Origin of the sequence: Halomonas sp. KO116 (assembly GCF_000734975.2) — a bacterium.
Lineage (GTDB): Bacteria > Pseudomonadota > Gammaproteobacteria > Pseudomonadales > Halomonadaceae > Vreelandella > Vreelandella glaciei.
In genome coordinates this window covers 3,981,736-3,999,076 of record NZ_CP011052.1, presented here as the reverse complement: position 1 = coordinate 3,999,076, position 17,341 = coordinate 3,981,736, and the positions used below count along the sequence as shown (strand labels likewise).

Here is a 17,341-nt window from a genome sequence, read left to right as displayed (position 1 = left end):
AGGCACGGCGCCTGCAGGATTTAAGCGCGAGGCGTGGGCTTAATCGCCAGGGGCTAATAGCTCACGCAGCGTGGACCCTAGTTGGGCTAACGGCACACGCTGCTGTTCGCGGTCATCGCGTAAAAACTTGAGCGTTACCGACTGCTGTGCAATTTCATCTTCGCCGAGCAGGATCGCCATGGAGGCGGTACTCTTATCGGCTTTTTTGATCCGGCTTTTGAAGCTGCCGCCCCCGCAGTGAAGTTGCAGTTGCAGTTTAGGCAGTTCACCGCGCAAATTCTCAGCCAGCGTGATCGCCGCCATGGTGGCGTTATCGTCCATCGGGAGCACATACACATCGCAGCCGCCGAGCGCATTCTGAGGAATCAGTTCCAAGGTATCGAGCAGCAGAATCAACCGCTCAATGCCCATGGCAAAGCCCACCGCCGGGGTAGGCTTGCCGCCCAGCTGCTCGACCAAGCCGTCGTAGCGGCCGCCTGCGCAAACAGTGCCTTGGCTGCCCAGTGCGGTAGTGGTCCACTCGAACACGGTGCGGCAGTAGTAGTCTAGCCCACGCACTAGGCGGGGATTGATCACATAATCTATACCTGCCGCTTCAAGCATCTTGGTGAGCTGCTCGAAGTGTTCGCGGGATTCCACATCCAGGTGATCCATCAACTGCGGCGCGGCATCCAGCATCTCGGCCATGGCCGGATTCTTGGAATCGAGAATACGCAGCGGGTTGCTGGTGAGGCGGCGTTTGGAGTCTTCATCAAGCACATCATGATGCTGCTCAAAATAAGCCACCAGTGTGTCGCGATAGGCCGCACGCGCCTCAGATGAGCCCAACGAATTAAGCTCAAGGGTAACGTGCTCCATTAGCCCCAGCTCTTTCCAAAGCCGCGCTGAAAGCAGAATCACCTCAGCGTCGATATCCGGGCCATCAAAACCGAAGGCCTCGACACCAATTTGATGAAACTGGCGGTAGCGGCCCTTTTGCGGGCGCTCGTAACGGAACATGGGGCCCTGATACCACAACCGCTGGGTTTGGTTGTACAGCAGGCCGTGTTCCATTGCCGCACGCACGCAGCTGGCGGTGCCCTCAGGGCGCAGCGTCAAACTTTCGCTGTTACGATCGTCGAAGGTGTACATCTCTTTTTCGACGATATCGGTCACTTCGCCAATAGAGCGGGCAAATAGCGCGGTTTGTTCAACAATCGGCGTGCGAATTTCGTTGAAGCCGTAGCGCAGCATGAGCTGGCGTACTTTGGCTTCAAAAAACTGCCAGCGCGGGCTGTCGCTGGGTAATAAGTCGTTCATACCACGGATGGCTTGAATCTTTTTAACGGCGGACTTGCTCAATGAAAACTCCTTATTCTGCCATTTAGCGCTGGTTGCCCAGGCTGGCAGCTAACCCCAGCGGTTAAACGCTGCGGGCAATCATAGCGTCTTGCTGCTGCTGTTTTTCGCGCACTTTCTCACGAATCAGCTGCTCCAGGTCGTCGACCAAGTGGTCGTTACGTAGCTTGCTGGCCGGTTTACCATCGATATAGACCAGGTTGGCGGGGCTGCCGCCGGTTAGGCCGATATCGGTCTCTTTGGCTTCGCCGGGGCCATTGACCACGCAGCCAATTACCGAGACGTTCAGCGGCGTCATCACGTCTTCTAACCGCTCTTCGAGCTGGTTCATAGTGCTGATGACGTCAAAGTTCTGGCGTGAGCAGCTGGGACAGGCAATAAAGTTAATCCCTTTAGAGCGCAGCTTGAGGCTTCGCAGCATATCGAAGCCGACTTTAATCTCTTCCACCGGATCAGCGGCCAGCGATACACGGATCGTGTCGCCGATACCGTCCATCAGCAGCATGCCCAGGCCAATCGATGATTTCACCGTGCCTGAACGCAGTCCACCGGCTTCGGTAATGCCCAGGTGCAGCGGCTGTTCAATGCGCTCGGCAAGATCGCGGTAGGCGGCGACTGCCATAAACACGTCTGAGGCTTTTACGCTGACCTTGAATTCTTGGAAATCGAGGCGATCAAGGTAGTCGATATGGCGCATGGCGGATTCCACCAGCGCGGCAGGCGTTGGCTCGCCGTACTTCTTTTGCAGGTCTTTTTCAAGCGAGCCGGCGTTGACGCCGATGCGAATCGGAATCCCATGGTCACGGGCCGCACTTACCACTGCGCGTACGCGGTCTTCGCGGCCGATATTGCCTGGGTTGATGCGCAGGCAGTCGACGCCTAGCTCGGCAACGCGCAGGGCAATTTTGTAATCAAAATGGATGTCGGCAACCAGCGGGACATTGACCAACTTTTTGATCTGGCCAAAGGTTTCGGCGGCGTCCATATCAGGTACGGAGACGCGCACGATATCTGCGCCGGCTTTTTCCAGCTGCTGAATTTGCGCTACGGTCGCGGCCACGTCCAGGGTGTTGGTGTTGGTCATGCTTTGTACGGCAATGGGCGCATCACCGCCCACGGCTACATTTCCAACCTGAATCTGACGGGAATGGCGGCGTTTTATCGGAGAAGGGGCGTGCATAGGACGGGTCACTCTCCCAAGGTGAATCGGGCAACATTGTTGGCGCCTGCGCGGGCGGGAAGGTCAACTACCTCGCCTTGGTAGCGCAGTTCAACGCCGGTGGCATTACCCACGGTTAAACGAAAAGGGGGTTCACCTTCGACGCTTGTCGAGGTGCCGGGCGTTTGTAGGCCAACGAAAACGCGCTGGTTGGTGGCATCAAAAATTTCAGTCCACGACTGCTCGTTAAACGTCAGCTCAAGCACATTGGCATTGGTGGCTGGCTCTGCAGCGGCGGTTTGCTCGCTGTCAGCGTTACTCTCTTGTTCGGTAGCGAGCTGTTCACTGTCATTCTGCTCAGCGCTGTTCGGTTCATCGCTTTCTGCGGCAGTGCTGGACGTGCCGCTATCGCTATCCAGGATTGATTCGTTAAGACCCGCAACGGCGTCAGCGTCATCCTGCGCGCTGGGGGCTTGATCCTGGGTAACTGACGACGAAGGCGACACGTTGGTAGCATTGCTCGGCAGCGTCGCGCTCTCATCGCCACTGGTGAAGCTTGAGCCAGCTGTGGAGTTTTCTGCTTCAGCTGGCTCATTAGCTGGCTCCGCCGTGGCGTTGGCGGTTTCTTCCGTGGAGGTTGAGCCAAAGCCCGGCGGCTCGTTGCCGCCTCGGCTTTGCCACCACATCACGGTCACGGCGATAAGGCCGGCGATTACTAGTAAAGTAACCAGCTTAAATAGCCAGGCGCCAATGCGAGAGGGCGGTCTGGCGGTGGAGACCGGCGTCACTTTGTGTTCGGTGTCGGTAACGCCACTACGGGCTTGATACGCTTCAAGCACCAGCCGGTCATCCATTCCCAGGTATTTGGCGTAAGAGCGCAGATAGCCGCGCCGATAAGCGGCGACGGGGATTTCCTGGTAATCATCCTGCTCAAGCCCTTCCACGACTGCGGGGCGCAGATTCAGCGCCCGGGCCGCATCGGTGAGTGGAATGCCGAGCTGTTCGCGTTGGCGAGCAAGAAGTTCGCCAGGCGAGGCGCTACCAGTAGTGTGAGGACTATCGATAATGTTTTCTTGTGACTGTGTATCGCTCATGGCTGAGCATCCTTCATTAATAAGCGGTGATCAGGGCGTCAATCAGTCAGTCGTTGCCTAGCAAGCGCTGGTATTCGGCGGCAACATCATGCTCGCCGCGTGCGTGGGCGATATCAACCGCCATGCTTAGCGCTGCTTGGTCGGGCTCGGCGAGCTGTAAATAGGTTTGCAGCGGCGCCCAGGCCTGAGTGTAATGGCCCTGCGAATATTCGAGTTCAGCTAACATTAAATAGCCGCGTGAATTACGCGGATCAATACTCTGCGCGCGCTCCAATCGAGCGCGCGCCTTGTCAAATTCTTCCAGCGCCAGGTAACACTGCCCTAAATTAGTAAATAGCTGGGCACGGTTGGCGTACTGGGCATCCTGTGATGCGGTTTCTAACTGCTCACAGGCGGCATTGAACTGGCCCTGACCGTACAAGAATGCCGCATAGTTGTTACGGGCGCGGGTGAAGTCAGGTTCGGCGTTCACCGCCTGTTGAAAATAGTCGTTGGCAAGTGCGCTTTCACCCTGGCGCTGGTAAACCAGTGCCAATGCTTGCAGCGCTTCTGCATGGCGTGGGGCAATTTCAAGCGCCCGATCCAATGCGTTGAGAGCGCGGGGAAGATTATCGCGCTCTAAATAGGCGACGCCAAGCTGGGTATAGGCTTCTGCCGCCGCGGGGTTGGCTTGCGCTGTAAGGTTGTTGGACGAGGCACAGCCGGCTAGCCACAAACTCCCGATAAGCACGGTGAGCATGGGCACCCGTGATGGGTGTTGACGCCTGCGGTGAGCGATCATGTAAATCCTCTTGTTGTGAACGTCCAACTGCGAGTAAGGCAATACATACAAACAGCAGTGCTAATCTAAATAAAAACCGTGACCATCAAAGCGCCGTGCCAAGCGGAAGTCAAGATAAGCCCGGTTTTCTACACTCCACCCCTTAGTCCGCATCAAGCTGTACCGATTGAATATAGCGTTCGCTGCGTTTGGTACGGTCTTTCACGCGACCAACGAGTTGGCCACAGGCGGCGTCGATATCTTCACCGCGGGTCGTTCTGACCGTGGCGTTGTAATTCAAATCGTACAACCACTGCTGAAAACGCATGACTTGATTGCGCGATGGTTTTTCGTACCCTGAGTTGGGGAACGGATTAAACGGGATCAAATTGATCTTGCACGGCAGCTCTTTTAGCAGTGCCGCGAGCTGCTCGGCGTGTTCCTGCTGATCGTTGATGTCTTTGATCAGCGTATATTCGATCGTGACCTGACGATTGTCCGGGCACTTGGCAAGGTAGCGGTGGCACGCATCCAGCAGCGCACGAATATTATATTTGCGGTTGATGGGCACTAAGGTATTGCGCAACTCGTCAGTGGAGGCGTGCAGCGAAATCGCCAAGCTGACGTCCATTTCATCGCCAAGCCTGTCGATCATCGGCACCACACCCGAGGTCGACAGCGTCACGCGGCGCTTGGACAGGCCATAGCCGTTGTCATCCAGCATCAGCTTCATGGCGGGCACGACGTTATCAAAGTTGAGCAGGGGCTCGCCCATGCCCATCATTACCACATTGGTGACGGGGCGGTTGGCCGTATCGCGACGCGGGCCAACGCTACGCTGGGCGACCCACACCTGGCCGATAATTTCAGCGGCGGTTAAATTGCGCTGAAATCCCTGTTTGCCGGTCGAGCAAAAACTGCAATCCAGCGAACAGCCCACCTGGGAGGAGACACACAGCGTACGGCGTTTACCGTTTTCCGCCGGAATCAACACCGTTTCGACGTAGCTGCCATCTTCTACCTCAAGCACCCACTTACGCGTGCCATCGCTAGAGGTGCCTTCGTAGATCACCGCTGGGCCACGAATTTCAGCTACCCGCGCCAGTTTTTCACGCAGCGGCTTGGAGAGATTCGTCATGGCAGCAAAGTCATCACTGCCTTCCTGGTGAATCCACTTCATCAGCTGCGCAGCACGGAATTTCTTTTCGCCAATCGACAAAAAGAAGTCTTCCATCTGCTCGCGGGACATCCCGAGCAAATTGTGTCGCTCAGGCGTCGCTTTGGCAGCAGGCGTGCTGGCGGCGTCTGAACTATTGGCTTCAGTGCTGTCGGCACCTAGACGGGGGGCGGGCGTATGTTGGGCTACAGTGGTGGTCATGGCGGTCAGCGTTATAGAAAGGGGCGGGGGCGAGGCCCCCGCAAAATGGCCGGCAACTGACGTTGAGACGGCGGCGCTACCAGAAAGGCTTAGCGCGGGCAGATTTCGTCGTTGCCAAAGAAGTAACTAATTTCGCGCTCAGCGCTTTCTGCAGAATCAGAACCATGGACAGCGTTCGCATCGATTGTTTCCGCAAAATCGGCGCGAATCGTGCCGGGTGCCGCTTCTTTGGGGTTAGTTGCCCCCATCAGATCGCGGTTTTTGGCGATAGCGCCTTCGCCTTCAAGCACTTGCACAACGACCGGGCCAGACGTCATGAAACCGACCAGGTCTTTAAAGAAAGGACGCTCTTTATGCTCAGCGTAGAAACCGCCAGCCTTCTCTTCAGAGAGGTGAACCATCTTCGCGGCAACAACGTTCAGACCGGCTTTTTCAAAGCGGGCGATGATTTCACCGATCGCATTTTTAGCAACGGCATCAGGCTTGATAATAGAAAGAGTGCGTTCAGTAGCCATATAAATGGTCTCCATAAATGGGGGCTAAGCAAAATTGCCGCCCCAGAAAGCCGGGGCGGCCCAGAAAACAATTCGGCTAAGAGCGTTAAGCAGCTAGCATTTTAACAAGCGTCGGGTGCTACCCGGCGCTTGATGGGGTATCTAGGGGCGCGATTATAACGCTTAAGCCAGAGGATGAATACCGGTGATGGCACCGGTCCTTAAATGGCTAAACCGTAAAGCTTTCGCCACAGCCGCACTCATCTTTGACGTTAGGGTTATTGAAGCGGAAAAAGCGGTTCAGGCCTTCGCTGACATAATCCACTTCGCTACCGTTGAGCATCTCGACCGCATCGGGCGCCACATAGACACTGGCGCCGTGCTCTTGAAAATGGACTTCTTCTTCGCTAACGGTGTCGGCGAAATCAAGTACGTAGCTGTAGCCGGAGCAACCGCTTGGCTTGACCGAAACGCGCAGGCCTAGGCCTTGTCCACGCTCATCAAGCACATGACGAATCTGTTGTGCGGCAGCCGGGGTAATGTTGAGTGTTGCCATGAGGCGTTCTCCTTAAAAATAGTCAGCCGCTTAACCGGGCGGTGTACGTAAACCGCTCACCGCGTGGCGTATGAGCGTTAGCGCATGATCGATTTCTGCTTCGGTAGTAAAACGCCCGAAGCTAAAGCGCAGCGACGAGAGCGCCAGCGAGCGGGGCGTGCCGATGCCAAGCAGTACATAAGAAGGGTCAACGCTTGCCGAGTTGCACGCGGAGCCAGTAGAGACCGCTACATCGCGCAGCGCCATCAGTAATGACTCACCGTCGACGCCTTCAAACGCCAGGTTGAGAATATTGGGAACCGCATTATCTAGTGGTGTGTTAGCAAAAACACCTTCAACGCCTTCAAGGCCGCGCAAAAAACGCTGCTGCAAACGGCTAATGTGAGCGTTGTCGTCATCGTACTGCTGCTGCATCAGCGCGAAAGCTTCGCCCATGCCAGCAATTTGGTGCGTCGGTAGCGTGCCGGAACGCATGCCGCGTTCGTGACCGCCGCCATGGATCAATGCCTCTACGCGAATGTCTGGGTGGCGCTTCACATATAGCGCGCCGACGCCTTTGGGGCCGTAGGTCTTGTGCCCGGAAAGCGACATCAGGTCAATCTGTTGGGCCACTACGTCTAAGGGGATGCGACCTGCCGCCTGGGCGGCATCGGTATGAAAGACCGCACCAAACTCATGAGCAACGGCCGCCAGGGCGGCAATATTGTTGATGCTGCCCAGCTCATTATTAACCGCCATGAGTGAGACCAGTGCAGTATCGTCGCGCATGGCTTCGCGCAGCTTTTCAGGCTGAATACAGCCATCCCGCCCTGGCGTGAGCCACGTCACCTCAAACCCCTCTTTCTCCAGCGCATGGGCCGTGTCTACGATGGCTTTATGCTCAATCGTCGAGGTCACCAAGTGTAGGCCACGCTCGCGGTTAGCGCGCATAAAGCCGATCAGCGCCAGGTTGTCCGCTTCGGTGGCACCGCTGGTCCAAACAATTTCTCGTGGGTCGGCGCCAATCGCGTCGGCCACTTGGCGGCGTGCCTGCTCAACCACCTGTTCTGCCTGCCAACCTAACATATGGCTGCGCGAAGCCGGGTTGGCGAATAGCTGGTCAACCGTTAGGTAGCGCTGCATAACCTCAACCACGCGGGCATCCGCCGGCGCGGTGGCGGCGTAATCCAGGTAAATGGGCAGCGTGGGTGTGGTCATCGTTATGTTCCAGCAGTTTGTCGGTCAGGGAGCGTTGGGTCAGGGTGAGGAGGCAAGAATACCCGCCTCGGCACGCTGTTTCTGTCGTGATGCAATACGTATGACATCAGGGCGCAGCATCAGTTGTGCCAGCGTCATCTCGTCAAAGAAATGGCGTATCTGAACGGAAAGCTCGCACCACAAATGGTGCGTCAGGCAGGTGTCGCCCTGTTGGCAATCGGAAAGCCCTTGGCAGCGGGTGGCATCAACGCTTTCATTCACTGCATCAATGACCTTGGAAACGCTAATCTCTTCCGCAGGTTGTGACAGCAGATACCCGCCGCCTGGGCCGCGTACGCTGTTGACCAAGCCTGCACGGCGCAGGCGAGCAAAAAGCTGCTCTAAATAGGAGAGCGATATCTCTTGGCGCTGGGAGATATCGCTTAGGCTGGTCGGGCCGTTGTGGGCATGCAAGGCTAAATCGAGCATGGCGGTAACGGCGTAACGGCCTTTGGTGGTCAAGCGCATGGCAAGCCCCTCGACGCTGAACGCTCAGCGCACTGACGGCAAATGTGTTGCCATTATGGGAAAACCTGAGTGCTTTGGTCAACCATTACGCGGCGGCAGCGTTTCTTGCTCGTTCGCTTGCTCCGCAGAGGAGTTCGCCACCGAGCGCTTGCCAACGCCTGGACAGCCGGTGTCTTGCTCATCGAGAATGCCGGCGAAATCTTCTTCGCGTAGCGCCGGGAGCTGGCCGTCACGGTAGTTGTCGTCTAGCTTGCGCAGGGTAGAACACATGCGCTCAATACGTTCATCCACGGCGTGCATATGATCCAGCATGGCCTGCATCGAGCGGGCTACCGGGTCGGGCATATCCTGGCTGACACCATAGGCATCAAAGCCAAATTTTTGGCAGATGGCTTCGCGACGGGCGGGATCGACATCCAGCGCCTCTTCCACATCAGGGTCGGTGCGTTTGACAATTTTGCCGGGAATACCGACTACTGTGGCGCCCGGCGGTACTTCTTTCGTGACCACCGCGTTAGAGCCAATTTTGGCGCCGGCACCCACGGTGAAGGGGCCCAATATCTTGGCGCCCGCGCCGACAATCACTCCATCGCCCAACGTTGGGTGGCGCTTGCCCTTGTTCCAACTGGTGCCGCCTAGCGTGACTCCCTGGTACAGCGTGACGTTATCGCCGACCTGGGCCGTTTCGCCAATCACCACGCCCATGCCGTGGTCGATGAAAAAGCGCCGTCCGATGGTGGCGCCCGGGTGTATCTCGATACCGGTCAGCCAGCGTGAAAACGTCGATAGCGTCCGCGCTAACCATTTGAGGTTTTTTTTCCACAGCCAGTGACCGCAGCGGTGCAGCAGTAGAGCGTGCAGGCCGGGGTAGTTGGTCAGCACCTCAAGAAAGTTACGTGCAGCTGGGTCGCGGTCAAATACGCTGTTGATGTCTTCACGTAGACGTTGAAACATGAGGTGATCCTTGGGCGGTAGATGTGCAGTCACTCAACTGAAAGTGCATCGCATGAAGATAACTAAACAGACCTTCAACGTGGGGGCGTTAGGTAGCGTCTTCAAGTCAGCATCTTCAAGCCTAATAAATTATCACTTGGTTTGCCTGGTGTTGGCAGCCTTCTCGGTGGCCGACAGTATTCCACGCAATATATTCATTTCCATCCGCTCTGGGCGGGCGCGCAGGTAGAGCCGGCGGAGTCTCGCCATCAGTTGGCGCGGCTGGTCGGGGTCGTGAAAATCAATGCCAATCAGCGTGCGCTCCAAGTGCTCGAAATAGCGTTCAAGTTCAGCGTGGGTAGCCAGCTCAGCGTCATCACTCGGCGCCGCTGAAGGCGCATCCGCCTGGCTTAGCCAAGCCATGCGACACTCATAGGCAAGCACCTGCACCGCCGCCGCCAAATTGAGCGAGCTGAAATCAGCATTAGTCGGAATATGCACGTGGGCGTGGCAGCGCTGTAGCTCAGCATTGGTCAGGCCGCTGTCCTCGCGGCCAAACACTAGTGCCACGCGTGACTCAGCAGCTTGGCACTCGGCGGGCAGCCGGTCGGCTAATTCCCTGGGCGAGAGCATCGGCCAGGGCAGGGTGCGTGAGCGCGCACTGGCGCCCACGGTCAGGGTGCAATCAGCCACTGCTTCTTCAAGAGTAGCGTGCACACTGGCTTGATGAAGCAGGTGGTCAGCGCCGGAGGCGCGGGAAATACTGTCCTGGGTAATGACCTCGCAGCGGGGGGCAACAAGGGCTAAATCTGCCAAGCCCATATTATGCATGGCGCGTGCCACGCCGCCGATATTGCCAGGGTGGCTAGTGCCGATAAGAACAATGCGAATGCGCTCAAGCATGATAGGGCTCGGTAAATAGTCTTTGTTAATAAGATCCGGTTAATAAGATCCTGCTAATAAGGCCCTGTTAATAAAAACAAGGGATCATTAATGCGTAAAACGCGCAGTCTAGCATGAGTCGATGGCATGCCCGAGAGTGGTCTGCTAGAATTGCGCGCCAAAGGCGGCACCTGCGCCTACTTATGCTCTATTATTAGCATCACGTTCTTTAACATCACTGTCACAAGGCCCAACCATGAATCCGATGGTCCAATTTACGCTGCGCGCTGCGCGTGGCGCTGTTGAACACTTTCTGCGCGTACGCGAACGTATTGAAAACGCTCACGATGAATTTAACCTTGACCGCCTGCTCGATGAGACAGCGCGCAAGGCCGAAGCGACGATTGTTCAGCAGTTGGAGCGCGGTTACCCCCAGCACGGTGTGACCGGCCGCTTTACGCCACATCGCGCGGGTGAAGGCGAAGGCGCGGATACCGTCTGGAAAATTGAACCGATGCACGGCTACTCCAATTTAGCCGTTGCCGGTAAGGGCTTTGCACTCTCAGTGGTGTGTCTTATCAAAGGTCGTCCCGAGCACGCAGTGATTATCTGCCCGTTCGCCGACGACGAATATATCGCCAGCCGCGGTCGCGGTGCCCAGCACAATGACAAGCGCATGCGCGTTAGCAAGCCTACCGCCATCAGCGGTACGCGAATGGCCATGAGCCTGCCGGAAGTTTGGCTGCGCCCCCGTAATTTGCCTGCCTATCTAACCGTTTCACAGCAGCTTGCCCCCCAGGTAGAAAACCTGCTGGCAACAGGCTGTGGACTGCTGGATTTGTGTGAGTTAGCCACTGGGCGAGTGGACAGTGCTTTCGTGCTCGGCTTGGAAGAGCAGGACATGCTAGTAGGCACGCTGTTTCTGAAAGAGTCGGGCGCCTTGATGGGCACGCCCGACGGCCAGCCCACGGTGAAAGTGGAAGGGCAATTAATGGCTGCTGGGCCGCGTCTTTATAAAGCACTGATCAAGCAGCTAACGCCGCACTTTTAAGCAGCAATGCTAAGCTTTTAAAGATAAAAGCTGTAAAGATAAAAAAAGCCCCTGCTGGTAACCCAGCAGGGGCTTTTTTGTCGGCTAAAGAAGCCATCTAAATGGAGGCGCCGTTAAGGCAACTCCTCCTCTTCTTCATCAAGCTCTTTCTTGGTGGGAATCAAATCTTCCCGCGACAGCTTCAGCGGTAGCAGCAGCGCCGCGGCAATATAGATAGAAGAGAACGTACCCACGACGATGCCAACCAGCAGCGCAATGGCAAAGTTCTCAATCATATCCCCGCCCAGCAGCAGTAGCGCAAGCAGCACCAGAATGGTGGTGCCCGAGGTTGCCAGGGTGCGCGAGAGCGTGGCGTTAATCGCTTCGTTGAAGATCTGCGGCATATCGTCGATGCGCGAGGTGCGGATGGCTTCGCGCACACGGTCGTAAACCACGATGGTATCGTTCAGCGAGTAGCCGATAACCGCCAGGATCGCTGCGAGCACGGTGAGATCGAAATCGAGCTGAAATAGCGCAAAAATGCCCACGACGATAATTACGTCGTGTAGCAGTGCCAGCAGTGCGCCAATCGCAAACTTGTACTGAAAGCGGAAGGCCACGTAGAGCATTACCACGCCAAGGGCTACCAACAGGCCCAGGCCGCTTTGATCGCGCAGCTGGTCACCGACTTGGGAGCCAACGAACTCGGAGCGAACAAGGTCAACGCTATCGCCACTGGAGCGCAGAAGGTTAACGACCTCAGCGCCCACATCGGCATCAAACGCCTGCTGAAGGCGGATCAATACTTCGGTTGATGCCCCAAAGGTCTGCACGGAGACATCTTGGAAGCCGCTCTCTTCAAGCAGCACACGAATAGCATCAAGTGAGGGCGCAGCGCCATAACGCACCTCAACCAGCGTACCGCCGGTGAAATCCAGCCCCAGGTTGAGCTGCTGGAACAGAATAGCGCCAATCGACACGACCAAAAGCAAAGCAGAGACGACAAACGCGATATTGCGTCGTCCCATAAAGTCGATTTGCAGGTGTGATAGGGGTTTCATTACCACCTCTTAAGTTCTGGGCTAAGCACGTGGATTAGATCCACAGCTTTTTGACGGGTTTGCTGCCATAGAACAAGTTGACCATGGCGCGAGTCACCATCAGAGCGGTGAACAGCGACGTCAAAATGCCGATAGAGAGCGTGACGGCAAACCCTTTCACCGGGCCGGAGCCAATCGAGAACAGGATAACGGCCACCAGCAGCGTGGTGATATTGGCGTCGACGATGGAGGTAAAGGCGCGCTCATAACCGGCTTGAATCGCCTGTTGCACCGACATGCCGTTGCGCAGCTCTTCGCGTATTCGCTCAAAGATCAGCACGTTGGCATCGACCGCCATGCCCAGCGTCAACACGATACCGGCAATACCCGGCAGCGTCAGCGTGGCGCCCAGCATTGACATCACCGCGACCAGCAGCGTTAAGTTCAGCGCCAGGGCAATGTTGGCAAACACACCAAACACCTTGTAACGCACCAGCATGAACAGCACGACCAGCAGCAGACCGATCTGCACCGAGAGCAAACCGCGCTCAATGTTTTCAGCGCCCAAGCTTGGCCCAATCGTGCGCTCTTGCACGAAGTAGATGGGAGCTGCAAGGGAGCCCGAACGCAGCAGTAGCGCCAGTTCAGCGGCTTCTGTCGGCGAGTCCAGGCCGGTGATCCGGAAGCTGTTACCCAGGGCGCTTTGAATCGTTGCCAGACTGATTAGGCCGCGCTCAACATAGGGCTCGCGCTCAATGGTTTCTTCACCCGTTTCCGGGTCGGTCACCACGGTATCTTCGCTCTTGTGCTCAATGAACAGCACCGCCATGTTGCGACCAATGTTGGTGCGCGTGGCACGGTTCATCAGCGTGCCGCCGGTGCCGTCCAGATCAATATTGACTTGCGGGCGACCGTTTTCATCGAAACTGTTGCTGGCACTGGAAACGCTGTCACCGGTAATGATCACATCGCGCATTAGCTCAGCGGTGCGCGCAGGCTCGTTACGAAACGTTAGGGTTTCTGTTTCGTTTTCCGGGGTGTCAGGGCGGGCTTCCAGGCGGAATTCCAGATTGGCCGTTGCGCCTACAATGCGTTTGGCGGCCACGGTGTCTTGAATGCCGGGAAGTTCGACCACGATTTGGTTAGGCCCCTGGCGCTGCACCATTGGCTCTGCCACGCCCAGTTCATTGACCCGGTTGCGTAGGGTGGTCAAGTTCTGGTTGATCGCGTAATCCTGAATTTCGCTGACCGACTGATCGCTAAGCGTCATGACCAGCGTTGAAGCGCGGCCATCGCCTTCGCTGCTGTATTCAAACTCAGGGAAGTCGCGGCTGATCAGGCTGCGGGCTGTGTCGCGGTCTTCGCTGCTGGCGAAATCGATCGAAAGCGAACGCTCTTCGACTTCAGTGTTGCGGTAGCGGATACGCTCACCACGCAGCAGCTCACGCATGGCACTGCCGTTGACTTCAAGGCGCTGGGTTAACGCGGCGTCCATATCCACTTCCAGCAGGAAGTGCACGCCACCGCGCAAATCAAGGCCTAACGTCATGGGGGAGGCAGAGAATGCCTGTAGCCACTCCGGCGTTGCTTCAGCAAGGTTCAGTGCTACCGTTGCCTCATCGCCCAATAAATCGGCGGCAATGTCGCGTGCGGGAAGTTGATCATCGTCATGGCGCAAACGAATGAGCCATTGTCCATTCTCTTCTTCGAACGCTTTTACTTCGATATCGTTTTCGCTAAGCGCGGCTTCAACACGCTCTATCTGTTGCTCATCCAGCGAGTCGCCTTGGGCGCTGCTGATTTGAATAGCGGGATCTTCGGGGAATAGATTGGGAAGCGAGTAGATAAGGCCAACCACCAGGACGACCAGTATCAGTAGATACTTCCACAGGGGGTAACGGTTGAGCATGCAAGCCCTGCCTTCAATTACAAACGGAATGCTGTGCACGGACACACCGCGCACAGCAAAGTTCACCATCATTTATACCATGTCACCCCTGCCGGGGTGGCTGGCACTGGCTCGGCAGGGGTATTACAAGGTTTAGATGGACTTGATGGTGCCTTTAGGCAGTACGGCGGCAACGGCGTTCTTCTGCACGTTAACTTCGGTGCCTTCAGAGATCTCGATGGTCAGGAACTCGTCGCTCACCTTAGTGATACGACCTACCAAACCGCCGCCAATGACGATCTCGTCGCCTTTGTCCAGGTTGCTGACCAGTTGCTTGTGCTGCTTAGCGCGTTTGGCTTGCGGACGCCACAACAGGAAGTAGAAAATCAGCACGAAACCGACCAGCATGACGATTTGCGCAATACCACCGCCACCGGCGGCTGATTGGGCATGGGCTGGTGAGATGAAGAAATCCAGCATTGTAGAGAGCTCCTGAGTTAGAAAAAGCTTAGGTTTTTAAAGGCTTAGTTGTAAAAGCTTGGTAGTTAAAAGCTTGGTTCAAAAAACATAGTCGAACAGTTTAAACCACGCGCCAAGGCGCGTGGCGATTAATTCGCTTTAAGTAGCAAGGGGAGGCACCGGCAGGCCGCGCCGTGCATAGAAGCCTTCCACAAAGGTCGTCAATGTACCCGCTTCAATTGCCGCGCGCAAATCAGCCATCACACGCTGGTAGTAACGTAAGTTGTGGATGGTGTTGAGCATTGAGCCGAGCATTTCATTACAGCGGTCCAAGTGGTGCAGGTAGCCCCGGGAGAAACGCTTGCAGGTATGGCAATCGCACTCTTCATCGAGGGGGCGGGTGTCAAAACGGTGCTTGGCGTTACGAATTTTGACCGTGCCTTCCGAGGTGAACAGATGGCCGTTACGCGCGTTGCGGGTGGGCATCACGCAATCGAACATATCCACGCCGCGACGAACGCCTTCCACCAGATCTTCGGGTTTGCCGACCCCCATTAAGTAGCGCGGCATCTCATCCGGCATCCAGGCGGGCAGGTAGTCGAGCACCTTGATCATCTCTTCTTTCGGCTCGCCGACAGAAAGCCCGCCAATCGCCAAACCATCAAAGCCGATTTCCAGCAGCCCTTTGAGCGAGCGTTCGCGCAGCTCAGGGTGCATGCCGCCTTGAATAATACCGAACAGCGCGGAAGGGGAGTCGCCGTGGGCATCCCGCGAGCGTTTGGCCCAGCGCAGCGACAGCTCCATGGATTTCTCGGCTTCGTCAAAGGTAGCCGGGTAGGGCGTGCACTCGTCAAAGATCATCACTACATCGGAGCCCAGCGAGCGCTGCACCGCCATAGACTCTTCCGGGCCCATAAAGACCTTGCTGCCATCCACCGGCGAGCGGAAGTGCACGCCCTGCTCGGTTATCTTGCGTGTCTCGCCCAGGGAAAATACCTGAAAACCGCCGGAGTCGGTCAGAATTGGTTTGTCCCACTGGGCAAAGTCGTGCAGGTCGCCGTGGGCTTCAATCACCTCGGTGCCAGGGCGTAGCCACAGGTGAAAGGTGTTGCCCAGGATGATTTCGGCACCGATCTCTTTGACAGAATCCGGCGTCATGCCTTTCACCGTGCCGTAGGTGCCCACCGGCATAAAGGCCGGCGTTTCCACCGTGCCACGGGGAAAGTGAAGGCGGCCACGGCGGGCGCGGCCATCGTCGGCCAAGCGCTCAAAGCGCATAAAGCATTCGTTTCGCATAAAGGTAACTCGTTAATCTCATTCGTTTGGCGCGACTGGAGCAGGGCAAGTGGGTCAACAATCAGCAGTCAGTAACTAGCGGGTTAACAACATGGCATCGCCGTAGCTAAAGAACGCATAGCGCTCGGCCACTGCCCGTTGATAGGCGTGCATGATGGTGTCGTAGCCCACAAAGGAGGAGACCAGCATCAGCAGGGTCGATTCAGGCAAATGGAAGTTGGTAATTAAAGCATCCACGCAGCGCCACTGGTAACCGGGATAAATGAAAATATCGGTATCGCCACTATAAGGCGCGATCTGCCCATCGCTACTTTTCATGCAGGCGCTTTCCAGGCAGCGCACGCTGGTGGTGCCTACTGCCACCACCCGCTTGCCAGCTGCCAGGGTATCGCGCACTTGCTGACAGGTGGCTTCCGTGACCTCAATCCACTCGCTGTGCATATGGTGTTCAAGGATGTTGTCCACCCGCACCGGCTGAAAAGTGCCCGCGCCCACGTGCAGCGTGACAAAGGCACGGTTAATGCCTTTGTCGGCAAGGGCATCCAGCAGCGGCTGATCAAAATGCAGCCCGGCGGTCGGTGCTGCTACTGCACCATCACGCCGGGCATACACGGTCTGGTAGCGCTCACGGTCACTGAGTTCGTCTTCGCGGGTGATATACGGCGGCAGCGGCATATGGCCGTGCTTTTCAAGCAGTGCAATCATCGGCGTATCGCCTAAAAAGCGCAGTTCGAACAGCGCATCACGGCGGCCTTCTACGATGGCGTGAACGTCACCCTCGAAAATCAGCTCCGTGCCGGGCTTTGGCGATTTACTTGACCGAATATGCGCCAAGCCGCGGTGGGCATCCAGCGGGCGCTCCAGCAGCATCTCCACCTTGCCGCCGCTGGCCTTATGGCCGTGCAGCCGCGCCGGAATCACGCGGGTGTCGTTAAACACCAACAGGTCGCCGGGCTCAAGAAGCTCAAGCAGATCAGGAAAGCGGCGATGTTCCAACGCGCCGCTCTGGCCATCCACGCACAGCAACCGGCAGTCGCTACGTTGTTCAGAAGGGTAGCGAGCAATTAATTCGTCGGGTAGCTCGTAATGAAAATCCGCGCGCTGCATGGCGTATAACTCTTAACGTTGATCAAACAGGCGGCATAGGATAGCGCTTTGGCTGCATAAAGTCAGTCAATGTGATTGACCTACCTCGAAATTTACGTATACTACGCACGCATTGCCGGTATGGCGGAATTGGTAGACGCAGCGGATTCAAAATCCGCCGCCTTTACGGGTGTGCCAGTTCGAGTCTGGCTACCGGCACCAAAGATATCAAGGGCTTAGCGTT

The 17,341-nt window shown here is 56.6% G+C and carries 17 protein-coding genes and 1 tRNA gene; 2 read left to right on the top strand and 16 right to left on the bottom strand.

What is annotated here, in order from left to right; genetic code table 11:
• Positions 1 to 39: 39 nt before the first annotated feature.
• The 11 genes from hisS to trmJ form a co-directional block, all read right to left on the bottom strand.
• The gene (gene hisS / locus KO116_RS18265) at positions 40 to 1,341 is read right to left on the bottom strand and encodes a histidine--tRNA ligase (protein ID WP_035564592.1); all 1,302 of its coding nucleotides are present in this window, start codon (positions 1,339 to 1,341) and stop codon (positions 40 to 42) included.
• A 61-nt stretch (positions 1,342 to 1,402) separates the two neighbouring features.
• Positions 1,403 to 2,518, bottom strand: coding sequence for a flavodoxin-dependent (E)-4-hydroxy-3-methylbut-2-enyl-diphosphate synthase (gene ispG, locus KO116_RS18260; RefSeq protein WP_035564589.1), 1,116 nt, complete (start codon positions 2,516 to 2,518; stop codon positions 1,403 to 1,405).
• An 8-nt stretch (positions 2,519 to 2,526) separates the two neighbouring features.
• Positions 2,527 to 3,591 (bottom strand): RodZ domain-containing protein, encoded by a 1,065-nt coding sequence (locus tag KO116_RS18255; RefSeq protein ID WP_035564587.1) that lies wholly within the window; start codon positions 3,589 to 3,591, stop codon positions 2,527 to 2,529.
• A gap of 46 nt (positions 3,592 to 3,637) precedes the next feature.
• On the bottom strand, positions 3,638 to 4,372 hold the full coding sequence (gene pilW / locus KO116_RS18250; RefSeq protein WP_035564585.1) for a type IV pilus biogenesis/stability protein PilW: 735 nt from the start codon (positions 4,370 to 4,372) through the stop codon (positions 3,638 to 3,640).
• A 142-nt stretch (positions 4,373 to 4,514) separates the two neighbouring features.
• Positions 4,515 to 5,729, bottom strand: a complete 1,215-nt coding sequence (rlmN, locus tag KO116_RS18245; RefSeq protein ID WP_035564583.1) for a 23S rRNA (adenine(2503)-C(2))-methyltransferase RlmN — start codon at positions 5,727 to 5,729, stop codon at positions 4,515 to 4,517.
• Positions 5,730 to 5,818: 89 nt separating this feature from the next.
• Complete coding sequence (gene ndk / locus KO116_RS18240; protein ID WP_035564581.1) at positions 5,819 to 6,244, bottom strand: nucleoside-diphosphate kinase; 426 nt, start codon at positions 6,242 to 6,244, stop codon at positions 5,819 to 5,821.
• 208 nt (positions 6,245 to 6,452) lie between these two features.
• Positions 6,453 to 6,779 (bottom strand): HesB/IscA family protein, encoded by a 327-nt coding sequence (locus KO116_RS18235; RefSeq protein WP_008959762.1) that lies wholly within the window; start codon positions 6,777 to 6,779, stop codon positions 6,453 to 6,455.
• Between the two features lie 30 nt (positions 6,780 to 6,809).
• Complete coding sequence (locus KO116_RS18230) at positions 6,810 to 7,976, bottom strand: aminotransferase class V-fold PLP-dependent enzyme (protein ID WP_035564579.1); 1,167 nt, start codon at positions 7,974 to 7,976, stop codon at positions 6,810 to 6,812.
• Between the two features lie 39 nt (positions 7,977 to 8,015).
• Complete coding sequence (gene iscR, locus KO116_RS18225) at positions 8,016 to 8,483, bottom strand: Fe-S cluster assembly transcriptional regulator IscR (protein WP_035564577.1); 468 nt, start codon at positions 8,481 to 8,483, stop codon at positions 8,016 to 8,018.
• Positions 8,484 to 8,561: 78 nt separating this feature from the next.
• Positions 8,562 to 9,437 (bottom strand): serine O-acetyltransferase, encoded by an 876-nt coding sequence (cysE, locus tag KO116_RS18220; protein ID WP_035564575.1) that lies wholly within the window; start codon positions 9,435 to 9,437, stop codon positions 8,562 to 8,564.
• Between the two features lie 132 nt (positions 9,438 to 9,569).
• Positions 9,570 to 10,319 (bottom strand): tRNA (cytosine(32)/uridine(32)-2'-O)-methyltransferase TrmJ, encoded by a 750-nt coding sequence (trmJ, locus tag KO116_RS18215; RefSeq protein WP_035564574.1) that lies wholly within the window; start codon positions 10,317 to 10,319, stop codon positions 9,570 to 9,572.
• Positions 10,320 to 10,554: 235 nt separating this feature from the next.
• Here trmJ and KO116_RS18210 point away from each other — a divergent pair, with 235 nt between their 5' ends.
• Positions 10,555 to 11,349, top strand: a complete 795-nt coding sequence (locus tag KO116_RS18210; RefSeq protein WP_035564573.1) for an inositol monophosphatase family protein — start codon at positions 10,555 to 10,557, stop codon at positions 11,347 to 11,349.
• 113 nt (positions 11,350 to 11,462) lie between these two features.
• Here KO116_RS18210 and secF read toward each other — a convergent pair whose 3' ends face one another.
• The 5 genes from secF to queA form a co-directional block, all read right to left on the bottom strand.
• A complete protein-coding gene (secF, locus tag KO116_RS18205; RefSeq protein ID WP_035564572.1) occupies positions 11,463 to 12,389 on the bottom strand; it encodes a protein translocase subunit SecF in 927 nt (308 codons plus the stop codon).
• A 34-nt stretch (positions 12,390 to 12,423) separates the two neighbouring features.
• Entirely contained in the window at positions 12,424 to 14,277 is a 1,854-nt protein-coding gene (gene secD, locus KO116_RS18200; RefSeq protein WP_035564829.1) for a protein translocase subunit SecD, read from the bottom strand.
• Positions 14,278 to 14,409: 132 nt separating this feature from the next.
• Positions 14,410 to 14,736 carry a preprotein translocase subunit YajC gene (gene yajC, locus KO116_RS18195; RefSeq protein WP_035564570.1) on the bottom strand — a complete coding sequence of 109 codons (327 nt, stop codon included), beginning with the start codon at positions 14,734 to 14,736 and terminating at the stop codon, positions 14,410 to 14,412.
• A gap of 138 nt (positions 14,737 to 14,874) precedes the next feature.
• Positions 14,875 to 15,993, bottom strand: a complete 1,119-nt coding sequence (tgt, locus tag KO116_RS18190) for a tRNA guanosine(34) transglycosylase Tgt (RefSeq protein ID WP_082072691.1) — start codon at positions 15,991 to 15,993, stop codon at positions 14,875 to 14,877.
• Between the two features lie 93 nt (positions 15,994 to 16,086).
• Positions 16,087 to 17,118, bottom strand: a complete 1,032-nt coding sequence (queA, locus tag KO116_RS18185; RefSeq protein WP_035564567.1) for a tRNA preQ1(34) S-adenosylmethionine ribosyltransferase-isomerase QueA — start codon at positions 17,116 to 17,118, stop codon at positions 16,087 to 16,089.
• 114 nt (positions 17,119 to 17,232) lie between these two features.
• On the opposite strand from queA, the gene KO116_RS18180 reads away from it, so the two are divergent.
• Positions 17,233 to 17,319: transfer RNA gene (locus KO116_RS18180), tRNA-Leu, on the top strand.
• The last annotated feature ends 22 nt before the right edge of the window (positions 17,320 to 17,341 follow it).

Coding starts and splice junctions, on each gene's coding strand:
- ispG (WP_035564589.1), bottom strand. CDS start 2,518: ATGCACGCCCCTTCTCCGATAAAACGCCGCCATTCCCGTCAGATTCAG.
- KO116_RS18255 (WP_035564587.1), bottom strand. CDS start 3,591: ATGAGCGATACACAGTCACAAGAAAACATTATCGATAGTCCTCACACT.
- pilW (WP_035564585.1), bottom strand. CDS start 4,372: ATGATCGCTCACCGCAGGCGTCAACACCCATCACGGGTGCCCATGCTC.
- rlmN (WP_035564583.1), bottom strand. CDS start 5,729: ATGACCACCACTGTAGCCCAACATACGCCCGCCCCCCGTCTAGGTGCC.
- ndk (WP_035564581.1), bottom strand. CDS start 6,244: ATGGCTACTGAACGCACTCTTTCTATTATCAAGCCTGATGCCGTTGCT.
- KO116_RS18235 (WP_008959762.1), bottom strand. CDS start 6,779: ATGGCAACACTCAACATTACCCCGGCTGCCGCACAACAGATTCGTCAT.
- KO116_RS18230 (WP_035564579.1), bottom strand. CDS start 7,976: ATGACCACACCCACGCTGCCCATTTACCTGGATTACGCCGCCACCGCG.
- iscR (WP_035564577.1), bottom strand. CDS start 8,483: ATGCGCTTGACCACCAAAGGCCGTTACGCCGTTACCGCCATGCTCGAT.
- cysE (WP_035564575.1), bottom strand. CDS start 9,437: ATGTTTCAACGTCTACGTGAAGACATCAACAGCGTATTTGACCGCGAC.
- trmJ (WP_035564574.1), bottom strand. CDS start 10,319: ATGCTTGAGCGCATTCGCATTGTTCTTATCGGCACTAGCCACCCTGGC.
- KO116_RS18210 (WP_035564573.1), top strand. CDS start 10,555: ATGAATCCGATGGTCCAATTTACGCTGCGCGCTGCGCGTGGCGCTGTT.
- secF (WP_035564572.1), bottom strand. CDS start 12,389: ATGAAACCCCTATCACACCTGCAAATCGACTTTATGGGACGACGCAAT.
- secD (WP_035564829.1), bottom strand. CDS start 14,277: ATGCTCAACCGTTACCCCCTGTGGAAGTATCTACTGATACTGGTCGTC.
- yajC (WP_035564570.1), bottom strand. CDS start 14,736: ATGCTGGATTTCTTCATCTCACCAGCCCATGCCCAATCAGCCGCCGGT.
- tgt (WP_082072691.1), bottom strand. CDS start 15,993: ATGCGCTTTGAGCGCTTGGCCGACGATGGCCGCGCCCGCCGTGGCCGC.
- queA (WP_035564567.1), bottom strand. CDS start 17,118: ATGCAGCGCGCGGATTTTCATTACGAGCTACCCGACGAATTAATTGCT.